The following is an 18,778-nucleotide window of genomic DNA, read 5'->3' on the forward strand; positions in this document are numbered from 1 at the left end:
TATCAACAGGCATAAACGGCCTCAGCCGAGAGTAAGCATCGGCAGATTATGCTCGAATGTTCAGCGGGCAGCTTTAAATGATATTAGTGACGGATTAGCAAGTGAATTAAATGAGATTGCGGAAGCCAGCTGTGTTTCAATTGAAATCGATGAAAGCATGCTGCCAGTCCATTCTGACTTGCCTAAGCTCCATCATAACTGGAAAGAGTGGGCTTTGTTTGGCGGTGAGGATTTTGAGCTGACAGGGACGGTTTCAAAGGAGGAATGGGAAGTGTTGAAGCAAGAGTGCGAAACACGTCAACTGCCCATTACAAAGATTGGTCATGTCAGAGAAAAAACTGAATCCAACGTGATCCTAAAAACAGATAAAACATCAAAGATCATAGAAAAAAAAGGATATAATCATTTTAAATAAGACGGGTGACTCGTGTGAAGCAATTAAAGTGGAGAACTGTAAATCCTGAAGATACAAAAGCGATTGCTAAGCTGACGGCATCGTTTGCTAAACCGGGAGACGTCCTGACATTAGAGGGCGATTTAGGGGCCGGAAAAACGACTTTTACGAAAGGTTTTGCGGAAGGACTTGGAATTACACGTGTTGTAAACAGTCCGACTTTTACAATTATAAAAGAATATAACGATGGCACACTTCCTCTTTATCATATGGATGTGTATAGAATGGAAGATGAAAGTGAGGATTTGGGACTTGACGAATATTTTCACGGACAAGGTGTCTGCCTCGTTGAATGGGCTCATTTAATTGAAGAGCAGCTTCCGAAGGAGCGACTGCAGATTGTCATTAAAAGAGCAGGCGATGATGAGCGGGAAATTACCTTTACTGCTGACGGGAATCGGTATGAAATGCTTTGTGAGGAGATAAGTGGACATGACAATATTAGCAATTGATACATCAAATTATACGTTGGGCATTGCGCTGCTTCGAGAAGACACCGTCATAGCAGAACACATTACATATTTGAAAAAGAACCACTCTGTAAGAGCGATGCCTGCTGTTCATTCATTGCTGAAGGATTGTGAGATGACACCGCAGGATCTTTCTAAAATTGTGGTTGCGAAAGGACCTGGTTCATACACAGGAGTCAGGATTGGCGTGACGCTCGCAAAAACGCTTGCCTGGTCTTTACACATTCCGATTACTGCTGTATCAAGCCTTGAGGCGCTTTCGGCAAATGGACGGCATTTTGACGGGCTGATCAGCCCTATCTTTGATGCCAGACGTGGACAGGTGTATACAGGTCTGTATGAATACAAAAACGGGCTTTTGGTTCAAGTTGTTCCTGATCAAAATGTGATGCTGGCCGATTGGCTGGAGATGCTAAAAGAAAAAGAACGCCCTGTTTTGTTTTTAGGTCATGATACTTCCATTCACAAGCAGATGATAGAGGATGTGCTTGGACCAAAAGGAATCATTGGAGCTGCTGCTCAGCATAACCCGCGTCCTTCAGAATTGGGTTTTCTAGGGGCGGAAAAAGAAGCAGCTGATGTTCACGGCCTTGTCCCGGAATACTTGCGGCTGGCGGAAGCTGAAGCGAAATGGATTGAAAGTCAAAAGTAGGGGGATAGGATGAAAACAAAAGCAGCGGTTAGAAACATGCGGCATGATGATATTGATCACGTATACGAAATCGAAACATCCTCCTTTACGTCTCCGTGGACAAAGGATTCGTTTTACCATGAGCTGGTGGAAAATCCGTATGCTCATTATCTCGTGATTGAAAAGAACGGCCATGTTGCTGGGTATTGCGGGATTTGGATTGTGATGGACGATGCGCAAATTACGAATATCGCGATCAAACCGGAGTATCGCGGCCAGTCTTTAGGAGAAACGCTTTTTCGCTCAGCGATGGAACTGTGCAAAGAAAAAGACGCAAGGCGGCTTTCGCTTGAAGTGAGGGTTTCTAATCATCCTGCTCAAGGCTTATATAAAAAGTTCGGGATGCAGCCCGGCGGAATAAGAAAGAACTATTATACTGATAACGGGGAAGATGCGTTAATTATGTGGGTGACGATAAATGAGTGAGCAAAAAGAGACTTACGTATTAGGAATTGAAACAAGCTGTGATGAAACGGCGGCAGCAATTGTGAAAAACGGTAAAGAAATCATTTCGAACGTAGTGGCCTCTCAAATTGAAAGCCATAAGCGCTTTGGAGGCGTTGTTCCGGAAATTGCTTCAAGACATCATGTTGAGCAGATTACTTTGGTCATAGAAGAGGCTTTTCGTAAAGCTGACATGACGTATAGTGATATTGACGCGATTGCAGTAACTGAAGGTCCGGGATTGGTGGGAGCGCTTCTTATCGGAGTGAACGCTGCTAAAGCATTGAGCTTTGCGCATAACATTCCGTTAATTGGCGTCCATCATATAGCCGGTCATATATACGCGAATCGTCTTGTAGAAGAGATCGTGTTTCCGGCATTGGCATTGGTCGTTTCAGGGGGCCATACGGAATTGGTCTATATGAAGGAACACGGATCATTTGAAGTCATTGGGGAAACGCTCGATGATGCAGCGGGTGAAGCTTATGACAAGGTGGCGCGAACAATGGGACTGCCGTATCCGGGCGGACCGCAAATTGATAAGCTTGCTGAAAAAGGGAATGGCAATATTCCGCTTCCTCGGGCATGGCTTGAAGAAGGCTCTTACAATTTCAGCTTCAGCGGGTTGAAGTCTGCCGTGATTAATACGCTTCATAATGCGTCTCAAAAAGGACAGGAGATTGCTCCGGAAGATTTGTCTGCCAGTTTCCAAAATAGCGTAATTGATGTCTTGGTGACGAAAACGGCGCGTGCGGCAAAGGAATATGGTGTTAAACAGGTCCTTTTAGCTGGTGGAGTAGCTGCAAACAGAGGACTCAGAGCAGCACTAGAAAAGGAATTTGCACAGCATGAAGGTATTGCGCTTGTCATTCCTCCGTTAGCGTTGTGTACGGATAATGCTGCGATGATTGCTGCGGCTGGTACCATTGCTTTTGAGAAGGGGATTCGCGGTTCATATGATATGAATGGCCAGCCTGGCCTTGAATTGACTTCTTATCAAAGTCTCACGATATAATGGCGTGAGGCTTTTTATCTTTTATTAACAGATAATTCTCAATTTATCCACATGTCTGTGAGTAATTATGGAGATATAGATGGATAAAGGGCTGAAGACACTGTTAATAAAGTGGATAAATTCAGAATATTTTGTGGATAATGTGTATAAAGCGCTTACTTTGTTTGCCTAAAAGGTTATTTTCTGTGGATAAAAAGCACCTCAAAAAAGAGGTGCTTGACTTTTTTTAAGCTTCTTCTGTGGATAGTTCTTCCCATTCGGATAAAAGAATCTCCAGCTCCTGATTGAGTTTCTCGTTTTCTGCATGGATGTCTTGTACCTTTTCGTGATCTTTAAAGACTTCCGGGTCACAAAGCAATTCATCATTGCGGCTGATGTTTTCTTCAATGGTTTGAACAGTGGTTTCAATTTCTTCAATCCGCCGGAGCCGTTGGCGTTCTTTCTTTTTCCATTCTTTTTCTTCTTCGTAGGAACGTTTGGAGTCAGACTTTACCGTGGCGGGCGTTTTTTCTGTTTCCTCTTGCTGATTCATTTTCTCCAGTTCAAGCTGTTCTGTTTTTTTCTCCGTATAATAATCGTAATCGCCCAGATATTCTTCTATATGGTTTGAAGATAGCTCCAAGACTCTTGTGGCGATTCTGTTAATAAAATACCTGTCATGTGAGACAAATAACAATGTGCCTGGATAATCAATCAGCGCGTTTTCGAGAACTTCTTTGCTATCTAAGTCCAGATGGTTTGTCGGTTCATCAAGGATGAGAAAATTCGCTTTTTGAAGCATCAGCTTAGCAAGGGCCACTCTTGCTTTTTCACCCCCGCTCAGTGAATGCACGGGTTTCAATACATCATCTCCGGAAAACAAGAAGTTCCCGAGACAAGTTCTGATTTCTTTTTCCGGAAGCCCGGGGTACTCATCCCACAGCTCATCAAGGACACGTTTGGAGGAAGTCAGCTCAGCCTGCTCCTGATCATAGTAGCCGACACTGACATTCGAGCCGTATGAGATCGTTCCTTGATCTGGCTTCAGGGTGTCCATTAATGTTTTCAGCAATGTCGATTTACCGATCCCGTTTGGGCCGACAAGCGCGGCGCTTTCTCCTCTTGTGAGCATGAAAGACACTTCTTTTAAAAGCGGCGGCTGGTTTTCATAGCTGATTGTGAGATCTTGAACACGCAGGACTTCGTTTCCGCTCTGTTTTGTAATATCAAAATGAAAGTTTGCGGATTTTTCATCGCCGAGCGGTTTTGCCTTGACTTCCATTCGGTCAAGCTGCTTTCGGCGGCTTTGCGCTCTTTTTGTGGTAGAGGCTCTTGCCAGATTTCGGTCTACGAAGTCCTGGAGCTTTGCGATTTCATCCTGCTGCTTTTCATACACTTTAAGATCTTTTTCATATTGCACGGCTTTTTGGTCGAGATAAGCGCTGTAGTTGCCGTGATACTTTTTACTTTCCGCTCTAGATACCTCGTATACTTGGTTTACCACTTTGTCCAAAAAGTAGCGGTCATGAGAAACGATGAGAATGGCGCCTGAATAGCCCTGCAAATAATGTTCAAGCCAGGTTAGTGTATCAATATCGAGATGGTTTGTCGGCTCATCAAGAATGAGCAAATCAGGCTGTGTTAACAGAAGCTTGCCTAGGGCCAGTCTTGTTTTCTGGCCTCCGCTGAGGCTTTGCACCTGTGTAGAATCGTCAAAATGGCTGAAGCCGAGGCCATGCAGCACAGATCTGACATCCGCTTCATATTGATAGCCGCCTTTATCTTTGAAATCCTGCTGAAGCCGGTCATAGGTTTTCATGATGCTTTCCAATTCATCGGGATCAGCTGCCGCCATTTTTTCTTCCATAGCCCGCATTTCCTTTTCCATTGCTTTTAAGTGGTCAAAAACAGTCAGCAGCTCTTCTTTTATGGTAAGCTTAGAATCCAAGCCCGTATGCTGGGCGAGATATCCCATTGTAATATCTTTCGGTTTAATGACTTCGCCCTTTTCGTATGATAGCTGGCCTGCGATAATTTTAAGCAACGTAGATTTTCCCGCACCATTTCTACCTACAATGGCGATGCGATCACGATTTCTGACTTCCAGCTTTATATTGTTTAAAATAGTATCAGCACCAAATGATTTGGACAGCTGATTAACTTGTAAGATCATCATATTATTTCACCTCTGCTATAATAAGTTAAGTGTAGCTTATGAATCAGAAGTCAGCAAACAATACATTGGCCGAATAAGACATAGAGAAGAAAATAGTGTATGATCTTTTTAAGGAGAGTTTTAATATGAATGGATTTTCTCATTTTAATGAACAGGGAAGAGCCCAGATGGTGGATATAAGCGAAAAATCTTCGACTGTCCGTACTGCGGCGGCTGTTTCAAGCGTACACATGAAGAATGAAGTGTACGAGAAAATACAAAGTCACGATATCGGCAAAGGAGATGTACTGGCTGTTGCACAAGTGGCAGGCATTATGGCGGCAAAGCAAACGTCCAATATCATTCCGATGTGCCATCCGCTTTCACTGAGCGGAGTAGATATATCGTTCGACTGGAAAATAAAAGAAAAAGAAGTTATACTTCATATAAAAGCACAGGTCAAAACGAAAGGGAGTACAGGTGTGGAAATGGAAGCGCTCACTTCTGCATCGGTGTGCGCTCTTACCGTTTACGATATGTGCAAGGCCCTTGATAAGGGGATGGTCATCGGCCCTACTTTCTTGCTGGAAAAGACAGGCGGGAAAAACGGTGACTTTAAAAGAGAACTATCCGAGTATAATTTGGAGGACCAAAAATGAATAAGGATCAATCAAAAATTCCGCAGGCGACGGCAAAAAGGCTGCCGCTTTACTATCGCTTTTTAAAGAATCTGCATGCGTCAGGAAAACAGCGTGTATCTTCCGCTGAACTCAGTGATGCCGTAAAGGTTGATTCTGCCACGATTCGCAGGGATTTTTCCTATTTTGGAGCTCTTGGCAAAAAAGGATATGGATATAACGTGGATTATTTGCTGTCTTTTTTCCGCAAAACGCTTGATCAGGATGAGATGACAGACGTCATCTTGATTGGTGTCGGGAACTTGGGCACGGCATTTCTTCACTATAATTTCACAAAAAATAATAACACAAAAATTTCTATGGCTTTTGATATAAATGAGAGTAAAATAGGAACTGAGGTAGGCGGCGTGCCCGTCTATAACCTTAATGACCTTGAACAGTACGTAAAAAATGAATCAGTTGCCATTCTAACAGTGCCAGCAGTTGCTGCTCAGCCTATTACAGACAGATTAGTCGCGTTAGGAATCAAGGGTATTCTTAACTTTACGCCGGCCCGCTTGAATGTGCCGGAACACATTCGAATTCATCATATAGATTTAGCTGTAGAGCTTCAATCACTGGTTTATTTCTTGAAGCATTATTCAGTTTTGGAGGAAATCGAATAGAGGGAAAGGAGGAGCCCACATATGCCGATCGGTCCTGGAAGCCTTGCTGTTATCGCAATCGTTGCTTTAATTATCTTCGGTCCTAAAAAGCTGCCTGAACTGGGGAAAGCAGCGGGAGACACACTTCGTGAATTCAAAAACGCTACTAAAGGATTAACGAGTGATGAAGAGGAAAAAAAGAAAGAAGATCAGTAGGTTAGGGTGACACGAATGAATGTGAATCAAATGTCGCTGCTGGAGCATATTGCTGAGCTTCGAAAACGATTGCTGGTTGTGGCGCTGGCGTTTGTCGTTTTTTTTATCGCGGGATTTTTCTTAGCGAAGCCGATTATTGTGTATCTGCAAAAAACAGATGAAGCGAAGGAGCTTACGCTTAACGCGTTTAACCTGACAGATCCGCTTTTTGTGTTTATGCAGTTTGCGTTTATCATCGGCATTGTTCTGACCTCCCCGGTTATTCTTTATCAGCTTTGGGCTTTTGTGAGTCCAGGCCTCTATGAGAAAGAGCGAAAAGTAACGCTCGGTTACATTCCGATCTCTGTTTTGTTGTTTTTAGCGGGCTTATCTTTTTCGTATTATATTTTATTTCCTTTTGTTGTTGATTTTATGAAGCGAATCTCTCAGGACTTGAATGTCAATCAGGTGATTGGGATTAATGAGTATTTTCATTTTCTTCTGCAGCTGACAATTCCGTTCGGACTGTTGTTCCAAATGCCGGTCATTCTCATGTTTTTGACCAGGCTTGGAATTGTGACACCCATGTTCTTAGCGAAAATCAGAAAGTATGCGTATTTTGCGCTGCTTGTGATCGCTGCCCTGATTACGCCTCCTGAGCTTTTGTCTCATATGATGGTCACTGTTCCGCTGTTGATTTTATATGAAATCAGTATTTTTATATCGAAGGCCGCCTATCGGAAAGCGCAGAAAAACAGCGCTTCCGACTAGGACGTGTCTTCCGGGCAATAATAAAAAATCCATTTCTCATACGGAGAAATGGATTTTCTTTATTTCTGGTTCTTTTTGATTTTCAATGAAAAGGCGAACATCTTAAATGAAATGCTGATGTTGTAAGCGGCGAACACCATCAGCAGGATGGAGTAAAATGACCACATGCTGCCTGGCGAGCTTGCGGCAAGATAAGTAAAGATGCACCCTACGGCAAAATAGATCATTCCCCAAACTACCGGGTTTCTCATAGAAATAATCCTCCAATAATCAATTGCATTTGTGTGCTCTGCTGTTCAAGGTACTTTTGAACAGGTTCAAGCTGCATGATAACGACAAATGTATTCATCATGACATGGGCGAAAATCGGCACCCATATCCGTTTTGTCCTCGCATACAAGAAGGCAAAGGTAAAGCCCATAGCTGTATAAAGAAGAAGATGCTTCAAATCAGCGTGAACAATACCGAAAATAATCGAGCTGAGCAGTGCTGCAAAAAAGAAATTCGTTTTTTCGTAAAGCGCCCCGAAAATGATTTTTCTGAAGAGGATTTCTTCTAATATAGGCCCGACGATAGAAGAAACGATAATCATGAGCGGGACTGCCTGAATGACTTTAAGAATGGCTTGTGTATTTTCTGATTCTCTTCCAATGCCGAATATATAATATTCAATAGAGCCTGCTATTCCTTGAGAGAAAAGGGCAATGAAAAAACCGGCTATCGCCCAAAGGATAGAAAGCCCGACGGAGTCTTTCCGGCCGTTTCGCAACGTTGTCTTCGGAACCGTTCTTAGAATAAGCAGAACGACAATGAGACAGGCGATAAAGCTGATGACGGACCATAATCCTTGTGCGTGCAGCATGTTTTCCTTGGTAGGCTGTCCTCCGGCATAACCGAATCTAAAGAACAAGGGAATCGCAATTATGTAGGAAAACTGCATAATGATGTATGTCAAAATAATAAACCAATACTGTTTTCTCAAATATATGTACTCCTTTGTTAAATGGGTTTCGTTCTCTACAGCTATTGTAACATAATCAGAACGGGGGTGAAAAAGCTAAGGGATAAGGGTGCTGAAAAGAATCATGTAAGCGTGAAAATTTTTTTATCTTATCACTTGAAATTGGAAGTGAGATTCTTTATTATAAGAATTGTGTTAGCACTCTTTAGTGTTGAGTGCTAAAATTACATATTCATACTATTGAGGAGGTTATTACATTGTTAAAGCCATTAGGTGATCGCGTTGTCATTGAACTCGTAGAATCTGAAGAAAAAACTGCCAGCGGAATTGTGTTGCCGGATTCTGCAAAAGAAAAACCACAAGAAGGCAAAATCGTGGCAGCTGGTTCAGGTCGCGTGTTAGAAAGCGGAGAGCGCGTTGCTTTAGAAGTAAAAGAGGGCGACCGCATTATCTTCTCAAAATACGCAGGTACTGAAGTGAAATACGAAGGTACTGAATACTTAATCTTACGTGAAAGCGACATTTTAGCTGTTATCGGCTAATTCTTAAATAAACAAATACTTAAAAATTCGAGGAGGTTTTGTAAAAATGGCAAAAGATATTAAGTTTAGTGAAGAAGCTCGCCGCGCAATGCTTCGCGGTGTCGATGCACTTGCTGATGCTGTAAAAGTTACTTTAGGACCAAAAGGACGCAACGTGGTTCTAGAGAAAAAATTCGGTTCTCCGTTAATCACGAATGACGGTGTAACAATCGCTAAAGAAATCGAACTCGAAGACGCGTTTGAAAACATGGGTGCTAAGCTTGTTGCTGAAGTAGCCAGCAAAACAAACGATGTTGCCGGTGACGGTACAACAACTGCGACAGTTCTTGCGCAAGCAATGATCCGTGAAGGCCTTAAAAACGTAACAGCAGGCGCTAATCCTGTAGGCGTGCGTAAAGGTATGGAAAAAGCTGTAGCGGTTGCGATCGAAAACTTACAAGAAATTTCTAAGCCAATCGAGGGCAAAGAGTCTATCGCTCAGGTTGCTGCGATCTCTGCTGCTGATGAGGAAGTCGGAAGCCTTATCGCTGAAGCAATGGAGCGCGTAGGAAACGACGGCGTTATCACAATCGAAGAGTCTAAAGGCTTCACAACTGAGCTTGAAGTTGTTGAAGGTATGCAATTCGACCGCGGATATGCGTCTCCTTACATGGTAACTGACTCTGATAAGATGGAAGCGGTTCTCGACAATCCTTACATCTTAATCACAGACAAAAAAATCACAAACATTCAAGAAATCCTTCCTGTGCTTGAGCAGGTTGTTCAGCAAGGCAAACCATTGCTTCTGATCGCTGAGGATGTTGAAGGCGAAGCGCTTGCAACTCTTGTTGTGAACAAACTTCGCGGCACATTCAACGCAGTTGCTGTCAAAGCTCCTGGCTTCGGTGACCGCCGTAAAGCAATGCTTGAAGACATCGCTGTTCTTACTGGCGGAGAAGTCATCACAGAAGATCTCGGCCTTGACCTGAAATCAACTGAAATCACACAATTGGGACGCGCTTCTAAAGTTGTCGTTACAAAAGAAAACACAACAATCGTTGAAGGCGCTGGCGAAACAGACAAAATTTCTGCCCGCGTGACTCAAATCCGCGCTCAAGTGGAAGAAACGACTTCTGAGTTTGACAGAGAAAAATTACAAGAGCGTCTTGCGAAACTTGCTGGCGGCGTAGCTGTCATCAAAGTCGGCGCTGCGACTGAAACTGAGCTGAAAGAGCGTAAACTTCGCATCGAAGACGCCCTCAACTCAACTCGCGCAGCTGTTGAAGAAGGCATCGTATCCGGCGGTGGTACAGCGCTTGTAAACGTATATAACAAAGTGGCTGCAGTTGAAGCTGAAGGCGATGCTCAAACAGGTATCAACATCGTGCTTCGCGCGCTTGAAGAGCCAATTCGTCAAATCGCGCACAACGCTGGACTTGAAGGATCTGTCATCGTTGAACGCCTCAAAAACGAAGAAATCGGCGTAGGCTTCAACGCTGCAACTGGCGAATGGGTAAACATGATCGACAAAGGTATCGTTGACCCAACTAAAGTGACACGTTCTGCACTGCAAAACGCTGCGTCTGTAGCGGCTATGTTGTTAACAACTGAAGCCGTTGTCGCTGACAAGCCGGAAGAGAATGCCGGCGGCGGTGCTGGTATGCCTGATATGGGCGGCATGGGCGGTATGGGCGGCATGATGTAATAAGGGTTTTAAAACCTTGTTATATCAACGTCTAAAATGATAATACGCTTTTCTTGTCCTCGGATTTGTCCTCGTTTTCTAAAAAACACCGAATCCATGACAAATGAAAAGCTAACTATAGGAGAAGGTCTTTCATCAGTTTGCTAAACTGTTGGGAGGCCTTTTCTTCCATATTGGCGGTCATATGAGCATAGATATTCATTGTAGTATTAATATCCGTATGTCCTAGCCGCTGTTGTATTTCTTTAATACCGACTCCAGCTTCAATCAATAATGAAGTATGGGTATGTCTAAATGAGTGTGGGGTAATGTTCTTTTCTATTTCTGCTTTTTTCAGAAGCCTTTTAAGCCGGGTCTCAACAACTTTTCTTAGTTCTGGATGGCCATCCTCTCGAGCGAAAATAAATCCGTTATCTTGGTAAACAAGTCTGTTTATTAATTTAATTTCATTTTGTTTAAGCCGATGCTTTTTTAACATGTTAATCAGCATTTCATCAATCTTGATTGAACGGACAGATCCCTTTGTCTTTGGCGTTAAAATAGGAACCAAAGACCCTATCTTTTTATTTTTTATCTTGGATAATATGAAAATGTTAAAATGAAAAAATGATCTTATGGTGTTTGGAATTTAGTATGCAGAGAATGCGAACGAGATACGAGTGGGAAGTTTGCTAAAGTGCCTACAATAAAATTGTTCAAAAAGCTACATAAACGAAAGACAGTTTTATTGATAATCACCACCCATTATGAGAAACATAGATAAAACAAAACAGAGAAACTGATATTGAGCGAATACATTTTTTAAAGGCCATGGATTCAAAAGCTACAAATTTAACAGCATTTTAATTAGAGGGAAAGAAATGATAATATATTAAAAATTATTCAACTAGGTCTAATTAATGGGAGGTACATTTATGGATAACTTAAAAAAAGCAGTGTTAAAGTTTAGAGATGAAAGAGATTGGGAGAAGTTTAGGATTTAGCTATCTCTTTAAATTTAGAAGCTGGTGAATTTCTGGAAAATTTCCAATGGAAATCCAGTGAGGAAGCAATAGAAATGAAATTTAGGGAAATAAGAGAAGAAATAGCAGATGTAATGATTTACTTACTTCTTCTGTGCGATCGGTTAGATATAAGTTTAGAAGAGGCGGTTTATTCAAAACTAGCAATGAATGCTGAAAAGTACCCTGTGGAGAAATCATACGGTACAAACAAAAAATATAATGAACTTTAACTTTCATAACGTATCTCATTTTGGAAAGAAATAAACAAGCACGTGCTAAGTATTTGCACGTGCTTTAGATTAGTCAATGTATTAGGAGAATCAGTTTTCTGCTCCGGTCATAGAATTTAACATATTTAATGTAGGAATAATAAACGGAGCATATGCCTCACATATCTTTTCTACATCTTCTACACTGTTAAATCCTTTTGAATTCTCATTTTCTTCTTTTACCAGAGAATATGCTGCTAGCCCTAACATAGTCATACCATAGATAAACTTACTTTTAGTTAAGTCTTTAAAGCTTTGACGAGCGGAACTTATCTCTGATTTCAATACCGTGTTATCTGCATTGAACACAAAGGTTAAAGAATCTGTGCTATCAATAATCTTAAGTACTCGCTTAGCATTAAAATTATATTTTTCCCATTCTTCCTTAGTAGCAGTGGCCATATTTGGTAGCTTTAATTTACTTTTTGACGGAGCATTTCCTTTACCCCCGTTATTTCCTTTGTTGCCACCACCTCCACCCCCGCCATAGGATTCAGAAGGCTTAACGATTTTAAGCTCGAATACATTACTGAATCCTTCGTGTGCTGAATCACTCATAACATCAAATTGACATTTCACTACCTCATTTTCCATAAAAATAATTGGAATATTAAATGAAAGGGATGCTACCCCGTTTTTAAGATTTAGAGTGTAATCTAAAGGAGAAGGTACCGTATCTGGCTGGATTAAAAATAATTGGCTTTTCCAATCACTTCCTTCTCGAGTGAAAAGATCATTGTTTGCATCTGTTTCAAATTTTATGCGAGATTTTTTCCCTTCTTGATTTTTGCCTTTCAAGACATCTTCATCTTGATGGCCATAAAATCTAAAGAAGGTTGGAGTCTCTTTGCCTACAAAATTCTCTGTGCCATTTCCTTGCTCCTCGCTATTACCAGTACCAATCCCGCCGTCATTTGGAATATCAATCCCCAAATCTAATAACTGCTTTAATACTTCTGTATTTTTAACGACTTTCTTTAAAGCATCTGCTAAAGGCTTATTATCAGCCATACTATTTTTAATCATCTCTTGAATGCGAGTCTCGTTTAATTGCTTAAGGCTTGACTCATATGCAAGATAATTTTCTAACTCTTTCTTTACTTCTTCAGCAAAAGGAGAATCCACTAATCGATCACGACTGTTCATGAACAATTTTTCAATTGCTGCATTAGTTAAATGAGAGCAATCAACAATTGTTAATGTATCATCTTTAATTTCATTTAGTTTAAGTCGCTTCCGTGAATAAATAGCCTTATCTAGCATTGCATGAGTTTGGCCATTTAAAGAGAAAATAACTCCTGTACCACGTAAGAATTTCGAAAGAGCACCTCTTTTAAAGACATAAGTAGAACATTTTAAAGTTTCCCCATGTACTGTCATAGTACTATGAGTTGGGAAACCAGACTCTAAATCTCCTTTACGAGAAACGAAGTAGTCTAATAATCCATCTGCGAATACATTTTTAGATCCTTGGGCGCTAAAGGCGCGGAATTCACAAAAACGAACTGGTATAGTCATTTTTGGTAAACGTATTTTAATAGCGTGACCTAAGCCATTATCTAAAAGTATACTAGTCTTATGCGAGCCAATCTCATAATCAAACAGTTTAATAAATGTACCATATTCTACTTCTGCCCCAGATAAAGTTGTTGCATCAGGCATAATAGGAAATGAATCTGCTTCAAACCCTAAAATTGCCCCTCTCTTCGGACTTCTATCTGCCCCGATAGGTGCCAAATATTCCACTACAGAACTCCGCATATTTCCAGTAGGGGGTATTCGTCTGATTACCGTAAATGCCCAGTGATTATCACGAGGATTTGTGGAATCGATTAATGTTGGATTTTTACGAGTAATGATAACTTGTAGCTCAGTAAACTTCGCTACTCCACTCCCGCCCATATTATGTTTTCCCTGAACGATCGGAATGCGAATCTTATTACTTTTGCCTAATGACAAAATAGTACCTGGTAAACTATCAGGTGTTTGTCCTTCTCCCTGGTCTGCAATTGTAACATTTGGGTTATGGGGATTCTTGGCACCTGTTAAAGATATTGCAACTAACCGTGAAACATCGTCCTTGATTTTTTTTACATCGGAAGCTGTGCTATTGCATTCTTGAATATACTTCAAGATATTTTCTTTAGTTTTAGTAGGGTCTTGAATATTGAATAAATCAATCCCCATCATTTTGCCAGTATTCATTAAGATTGCATCAAATGAATTTACAACTTTCTCTACAATAGAAGAAACGGGGTGGCTTTGTTGGTTGCCGATGCTGGAGTAGTTATTTTCAGTGTCACCTAAATATCTCCATACTTTATCGTCATTCCAAAAGCCTTTCTTTTCTAAGAAAAAAATAAGGTCTTGACTTTTCTCAATATTGCAAATCTCTTTAACCTCAGCTGAGGTAATATGTAGTTCATTTAAAGTAAGCATATTAAAATTCCTCCTTAAATAATCGAGCGGCTCGTTTTTTTATTAAACCTCAACGGAATTTATTTGTCAAACTTTTTTTAAAAAAACACATTATTTATTAAGCCGCTGGTAATTACAATTAAATTTTCGAGCGGCTTGACTAAAAATAAAAAATAAGTTGCTATTAATTCGTATGAATGGTAAATTAAACTCATACTAATTAGAGGTGGTAAAATGTCTACATTAAACTCAATTAAGATTTCATTTAAAGGATCAAAGGGAAATCAGTTTGGAAGAGATACATTTGTTACAATGATTCCTTTTAATAAAATTGAAAGTTTTTTTAAAGTTTTTCCGGAAGTTCAACGTAAATTAAGTAAGCCGCGTGTTAAATCTATCGCAAAGTACATTTTAGATGGAATCGATAAAAAAAGAATGACGTTTCTAAGTGCAATTACTGTTACTTGTAAGAATGAAATTGAATACAATGATGAAGAATCTACTATTGATGTGGATATTAGCACTGTTTTTTCTATTAATGATGGACAACATCGTTCTGAAGCAATAAAATTGGCTATTGCCACATTAAAAGAGAATATTGAAAATGCTAATAACAATACTGAAAGAGAAAATCTTTTGCAAAAGCTCCACTTACTTGAAAATATGACTATACCAGTTGTGATTTTCACTAATATTGATCAAAAAGGGGAACAACAATTATTCCATGATTTGAATTTGTTGGCTGGTAAGCCTAACAAATCTATTGCATTAAATTTTGATTCCAGTGATCAATACAATAGATTGTCCAAAGATTTAGCAAAAAATAACGAGCAGTTATTACGATTAAATGTAGAAACGGAAAAAACTCAAATACGTGGTAATAATAATCAAATTATGGTTCTTTCAACATTGAGGAACATGTTATGTTATATCCTTACTGGGTCAAATAAAGATAAAGAAGGCTTGTTAAACATCGAAACTTATAATGATTTCTACAACACATTGGATGAAATTATTAACTTACTTTTCGAGGTATTACCTGAAGATGCTTCGAATCGCGAAAAGTATATTATTGGTACAGCGGCTACTCTGCAAGGTATTGGTAAATACTTAAACGAAGTGATTTATAAACAAAATAACCTCGATTGGCAAAGTGAAATAAAAAAATTAGGTACTATCGATTGGTCTCACAGTAGTTCTGTATGGGAAGGTTATGGTGGTAGCTACATTCCAGAAAAAAATAAGTTTGTATTTACTGGTACTAGTGCAGGGATTAATGGTGTATATGAGGCTTTAAAGAATACATTGAAATAAGTAATAAGAGAGAGCGGCTCAATTAATATTAAGCCGCTTATTTTTATTAAATCGATAAATAAGAAAAATACTGTTTAATTTTGAATTTACGTAAGCGGCTTAATAGTTTTCAACAAATACACTTCACAATTTACTGCGGATTATAGTAAAATGGTAATAATTACATTAATTATAAAGAAAAAGGTGAGGTAATATACCGTGACTTTATTCCCTGCAAAGTTATCTTCATTTGAATTAGTTAAGAAAACAAGAAGAGAATTTGAAAAAAATGATTTTAAAGATTTTGATATTGATTCAGTGCCAGTGGTTTATATTCAGCGTGACAAAAAAAATCTGTATGTTGGTAAATCTACGGATATTTATGTTCGTTTTTCGGCACATTTAAAAGATATAAGTAAAACGTTTACCGATATTATTATTATTAAAAGCTTTTTATTTAATGATAGTTCTATTAAACATATCGAAACACTTTTAATAGATTACTTAGCGGCAGATGAAAAATACAATCTATTAAATATAATCAAAGGACAAAACATTTACTATTATGATGGGATTGAAAATGTTTATAGTATGTTCCCAAAAATTTGGGGGAAGCTCCTGGAAGAAGGACTTGCTAGTGAATCTTTAAAGGCTATTGAAAATAAATTCATCTATAAATACTCAACTTTTAAAAAACTATCAGATAATCAAATTGAAGTATGCCAAGACATCTTAGAAGCAATGCTTACTACATCAGAAAGCCGACATTTGATCACTGGAGAACCGGGCACCGGTAAAACTTTAGTGTTGACTAATATTTTATATGCCCTTGTTTATGACCAAAATACAGGCAAAGCACGTGAAGGATTAAATCGTGAAGAAATAGCACTTATTATCCCTCAAAATCATTCTTTAAGTTCGTATAAAGACTTAATTAGAAAAGTCGGTTTGCATGGCATTACAGTGTTGTCTCCATCACAATTTATCAAGAAGGCAAAAGGTAAAAATGATAAATATAAATATGTTTTCGTAGATGAAGCGCATCGCCTTAAACAATATTTCGGTAAGCAAGCTCGTGATTTAAAACATTTAGTGACAGATGAGGGCTTTACAACGGAATTACAATTAATTTCAGAATATGCATATCACTTAACAGTTGTATATGATCCATATCAAACAATTCGTCCAGCAGACATAGAAACTTCAAACTTTGAACTGCTAACAAAATATTATAGGAAACACATTCTACGTAAACAATTTCGACTGAAGTCTGGTGATCAATATTTAGCTTGGTTAAGAAAATACCTTCACATTGCGAATAATGTAGCAGTTTATGAACGTGGATTGTTAAAGGGCTATGACTTTAAAGTAATGGACTCAATTTCTGACATGTACTCTACTATAAGGGATCTAAACGATGAACTAGAATTATGTCGCGTCGTTGCGGGCTATTCTTGGGAATGGGTTACACAAAAAGAGGAAAATTCACACGACATAATAGATTCCATTACAGGTAATAAATTTAGATGGAATTCCAAAACAAAAGGTTGGATTAACCAAGAAAATAGTGTAGAGGAAAAAGGATGTATCCATACAATACAAGGTGCAGATTTAAACTATGTTGGAGTAATCTTTGGAGAAGAAATTGATTGTGATTATGCAGGTGAAGAAAGTGGGGATTATGATTTTAATTAGGCGAAAATTAAAGTAAACCCTGAAAAATATAAGGATCGTAATGGTCTTCCGATTAAAGGTACTGACTTAAATAACGAAGAACTCACTTCCTATATAAAACGTATTTACTATGTGTTACTATCCCGTGGGATTAACGGGTGTTATGTTTACGCTGCAAATCCCAATATGCAGAAATATTTAAAGGAAATTGTGAGAATCAGTCAATAAATTAACCAGTATAAGATTTGCTTTGGATACGGGGGAGATACTTTGGGTGAAGTAATTATAGAGATGTTTCCGGCTGATAACGGTGATTCTTTTCTGGTTAGGTGTATAGGAGATAAATGCACCAATATTTTGATAGATTTTGGCTATGAGGACACCTATAGAGAGTTTATTAAGCCTAAGTTACTTGAGTTAAGGGAGAATGGTGAGAAGTTAGACTTGGTAGTTTTAACACATGTTGATACCGATCATGTAGAGGGCGCTCAATTCTTTTTCGAAGAAAATGGATTTAGTATTAATCCCAATATCATTGAAGTAGGAGAGGTCTGGCATAACAGTTATAGGCATTTATCTTACAGTGAAGGAAAGCAGGCACTTTCTGAAAGAGATGTTAAAAAAGTCTTAAGAAAGGCTCAATCACTACCAACGAAAAATAATCAACGTGATGAAACCAAAGTAAGTATCGAGCATGGCAGTCGTATAGCTAGTTTGTTATACAATTATGAGTATTCTTGGAATGGGTTATTCAATGGAAATGCTGTAATTTCAAATAAAAACGCTATTGAATTAAATAATGATCTTAAATTAACGATAATAACACCGACAGCATTGCAATTAGATAGATTAAAAGAACATTGGAGGACAGGGTTAAAGAAAATTTTCCCTGGTGTACCTCTAATAGATGACCGGGTTTTTGATGATGCTATTGAATTTGTTTCTCATTTTTATCCAGATTTAGGTGTACCTAATTTATCTGAGAAAGCATCTGAGGCCACTGGATTAGAATCTATAGCTGATAGCCCTTTTAGAGAGGAAAGGTCAATAATTAATGCTAGCTCAATAACTTTTATTCTTGATTATCAGGGAAAGAAAATTCTTTTTCTTGCTGATAGTCAACCATCAATAGTAAAAAGTGAGCTTGAAAGGTTATTTGGCAATGTAACATTCCCAATATATTTTGATGCTATAAAAGTTTCCCACCATGGAAGTAAAGCTAATACAAGTAAAAACTTATTAGATTTGATTTGTTCAGATAAATATCTAATATCAACAAATGGTAATAAGTATGGGCACCCACACTTGGAGACTTTGGCCCGTTTAGTAGTAAGAGATAGTAATAAGAAAAATATATATTTTAATTATGAAACCGAATCTTCCTTAAGATTTTCTCAGGAAGAATGGTTACGTGAATTTAAATACTCAGTAATTACAGCTGAACCAAATAAAAGTTCAATAATAATTATTTAGGGGG

At 38.9% G+C, this 18,778-nt stretch carries 18 protein-coding genes and 2 pseudogenes (1 of these 20 running past the window's edge); 15 read left to right on the top strand and 5 right to left on the bottom strand.

Features of this window, described 5'->3' with window-relative positions:
- The 5 genes in view from thiL to tsaD are tightly spaced (at most 14 nt apart) and all read left to right on the top strand, a layout consistent with a single transcriptional unit that may run on beyond the window.
- A protein-coding gene (thiL, locus tag ABZM97_RS03325) for a thiamine-phosphate kinase (protein ID WP_087991303.1) crosses the window boundary here: on the top strand, positions 1-415 show its final stretch. The gene continues 563 nt to the left of window position 1, outside the view; only the last 415 of its 978 coding nucleotides appear in the window; its start codon lies beyond the left edge, outside the window; its stop codon occupies positions 413-415.
- Between the two features lie 14 nt (positions 416-429).
- Positions 430-906, top strand: coding sequence for a tRNA (adenosine(37)-N6)-threonylcarbamoyltransferase complex ATPase subunit type 1 TsaE (gene tsaE, locus ABZM97_RS03330; RefSeq protein ID WP_202328403.1), 477 nt, complete (start codon positions 430-432; stop codon positions 904-906).
- Complete coding sequence (tsaB, locus tag ABZM97_RS03335) at positions 887-1,576, top strand: tRNA (adenosine(37)-N6)-threonylcarbamoyltransferase complex dimerization subunit type 1 TsaB (protein WP_087991305.1); 690 nt, start codon at positions 887-889, stop codon at positions 1,574-1,576. Before tsaE ends, tsaB begins: the two co-directional genes overlap by 20 nt.
- Before the next feature lie 9 nt (positions 1,577-1,585).
- Positions 1,586-2,041: a ribosomal protein S18-alanine N-acetyltransferase gene (rimI, locus tag ABZM97_RS03340; RefSeq protein ID WP_367387212.1), complete on the top strand. Its 456-nt coding sequence runs from the start codon at positions 1,586-1,588 to the stop codon at positions 2,039-2,041.
- Positions 2,034-3,074 carry a tRNA (adenosine(37)-N6)-threonylcarbamoyltransferase complex transferase subunit TsaD gene (tsaD, locus tag ABZM97_RS03345; RefSeq protein WP_087991307.1) on the top strand — a complete coding sequence of 347 codons (1,041 nt, stop codon included), beginning with the start codon at positions 2,034-2,036 and terminating at the stop codon, positions 3,072-3,074. The genes rimI and tsaD overlap by 8 nt, the downstream gene beginning before the upstream one ends.
- Before the next feature lie 226 nt (positions 3,075-3,300).
- Here the strand turns inward: tsaD and ABZM97_RS03350 are convergent, their stop codons facing one another.
- Positions 3,301-5,229, bottom strand: coding sequence for an ABC-F family ATP-binding cassette domain-containing protein (locus tag ABZM97_RS03350; protein WP_087991308.1), 1,929 nt, complete (start codon positions 5,227-5,229; stop codon positions 3,301-3,303).
- 125 nt (positions 5,230-5,354) lie between these two features.
- Here ABZM97_RS03350 and moaC point away from each other — a divergent pair, with 125 nt between their 5' ends.
- The 4 genes from moaC to tatC are packed head-to-tail and all read left to right on the top strand — an operon-like array spanning position 5,355 to position 7,456.
- Entirely contained in the window at positions 5,355-5,867 is a 513-nt protein-coding gene (gene moaC / locus ABZM97_RS03355; protein ID WP_087991309.1) for a cyclic pyranopterin monophosphate synthase MoaC, read from the top strand.
- The gene (locus ABZM97_RS03360) at positions 5,864-6,511 is read left to right on the top strand and encodes a redox-sensing transcriptional repressor Rex (protein WP_087991310.1); all 648 of its coding nucleotides are present in this window, start codon (positions 5,864-5,866) and stop codon (positions 6,509-6,511) included. The genes moaC and ABZM97_RS03360 overlap by 4 nt, the downstream gene beginning before the upstream one ends.
- A gap of 21 nt (positions 6,512-6,532) precedes the next feature.
- Entirely contained in the window at positions 6,533-6,706 is a 174-nt protein-coding gene (gene tatAY, locus ABZM97_RS03365; protein WP_003234072.1) for a sec-independent protein translocase protein TatAY, read from the top strand.
- 6 nt (positions 6,707-6,712) lie between these two features.
- Positions 6,713-7,456, top strand: coding sequence for a twin-arginine translocase subunit TatC (gene tatC, locus ABZM97_RS03370; protein WP_253268864.1), 744 nt, complete (start codon positions 6,713-6,715; stop codon positions 7,454-7,456).
- Positions 7,457-7,515: 59 nt separating this feature from the next.
- Here tatC and ABZM97_RS03375 read toward each other — a convergent pair whose 3' ends face one another.
- Entirely contained in the window at positions 7,516-7,707 is a 192-nt protein-coding gene (locus tag ABZM97_RS03375) for a YdiK family protein (protein WP_087991312.1), read from the bottom strand.
- On the bottom strand, positions 7,704-8,438 hold the full coding sequence (locus ABZM97_RS03380; RefSeq protein WP_367387213.1) for a lysostaphin resistance A-like protein: 735 nt from the start codon (positions 8,436-8,438) through the stop codon (positions 7,704-7,706). Before ABZM97_RS03380 ends, ABZM97_RS03375 begins: the two co-directional genes overlap by 4 nt.
- A 236-nt stretch (positions 8,439-8,674) precedes the next feature.
- Here ABZM97_RS03380 and groES point away from each other — a divergent pair, with 236 nt between their 5' ends.
- Together groES and groL are read left to right on the top strand one after the other, a co-directional pair.
- Positions 8,675-8,959, top strand: coding sequence for a co-chaperone GroES (gene groES / locus ABZM97_RS03385; RefSeq protein WP_003155970.1), 285 nt, complete (start codon positions 8,675-8,677; stop codon positions 8,957-8,959).
- A 46-nt stretch (positions 8,960-9,005) separates the two neighbouring features.
- Positions 9,006-10,643 (top strand): chaperonin GroEL, encoded by a 1,638-nt coding sequence (gene groL, locus ABZM97_RS03390; RefSeq protein WP_367387214.1) that lies wholly within the window; start codon positions 9,006-9,008, stop codon positions 10,641-10,643.
- Positions 10,644-10,758: 115 nt separating this feature from the next.
- Here the strand turns inward: groL and ABZM97_RS03395 are convergent, their stop codons facing one another.
- Positions 10,759-11,193 (bottom strand): tyrosine-type recombinase/integrase, encoded by a 435-nt coding sequence (locus ABZM97_RS03395; RefSeq protein ID WP_367387215.1) that lies wholly within the window; start codon positions 11,191-11,193, stop codon positions 10,759-10,761.
- Positions 11,194-11,557: 364 nt separating this feature from the next.
- Here ABZM97_RS03395 and ABZM97_RS03400 point away from each other — a divergent pair.
- Positions 11,558-11,877: pseudogene (locus tag ABZM97_RS03400) on the top strand (nucleotide pyrophosphohydrolase).
- A 90-nt stretch (positions 11,878-11,967) separates the two neighbouring features.
- On the opposite strand, the gene ABZM97_RS03405 reads toward ABZM97_RS03400, so the two are convergent.
- Entirely contained in the window at positions 11,968-14,355 is a 2,388-nt protein-coding gene (locus tag ABZM97_RS03405; RefSeq protein ID WP_367387216.1) for a hypothetical protein, read from the bottom strand.
- A gap of 213 nt (positions 14,356-14,568) precedes the next feature.
- On the opposite strand from ABZM97_RS03405, the gene ABZM97_RS03410 reads away from it, so the two are divergent.
- The 3 genes and pseudogenes from ABZM97_RS03410 to ABZM97_RS03420 all read left to right on the top strand — a co-directional run bounded on the left by ABZM97_RS03410 (position 14,569) and on the right by ABZM97_RS03420 (position 18,774).
- Entirely contained in the window at positions 14,569-15,648 is a 1,080-nt protein-coding gene (locus ABZM97_RS03410) for a DNA sulfur modification protein DndB (protein WP_367387217.1), read from the top strand.
- Positions 15,649-15,846: 198 nt separating this feature from the next.
- A pseudogene (locus tag ABZM97_RS03415) lies at positions 15,847-17,529 on the top strand (DNA/RNA helicase domain-containing protein).
- A gap of 42 nt (positions 17,530-17,571) precedes the next feature.
- Entirely contained in the window at positions 17,572-18,774 is a 1,203-nt protein-coding gene (locus ABZM97_RS03420) for an MBL fold metallo-hydrolase (RefSeq protein WP_367387218.1), read from the top strand.
- Positions 18,775-18,778 lie beyond the last annotated feature (4 nt).

The sequence above is a fragment of the Bacillus vallismortis genome (assembly GCF_040784915.1).
Lineage (GTDB): Bacteria > Bacillota > Bacilli > Bacillales > Bacillaceae > Bacillus > Bacillus subtilis_G.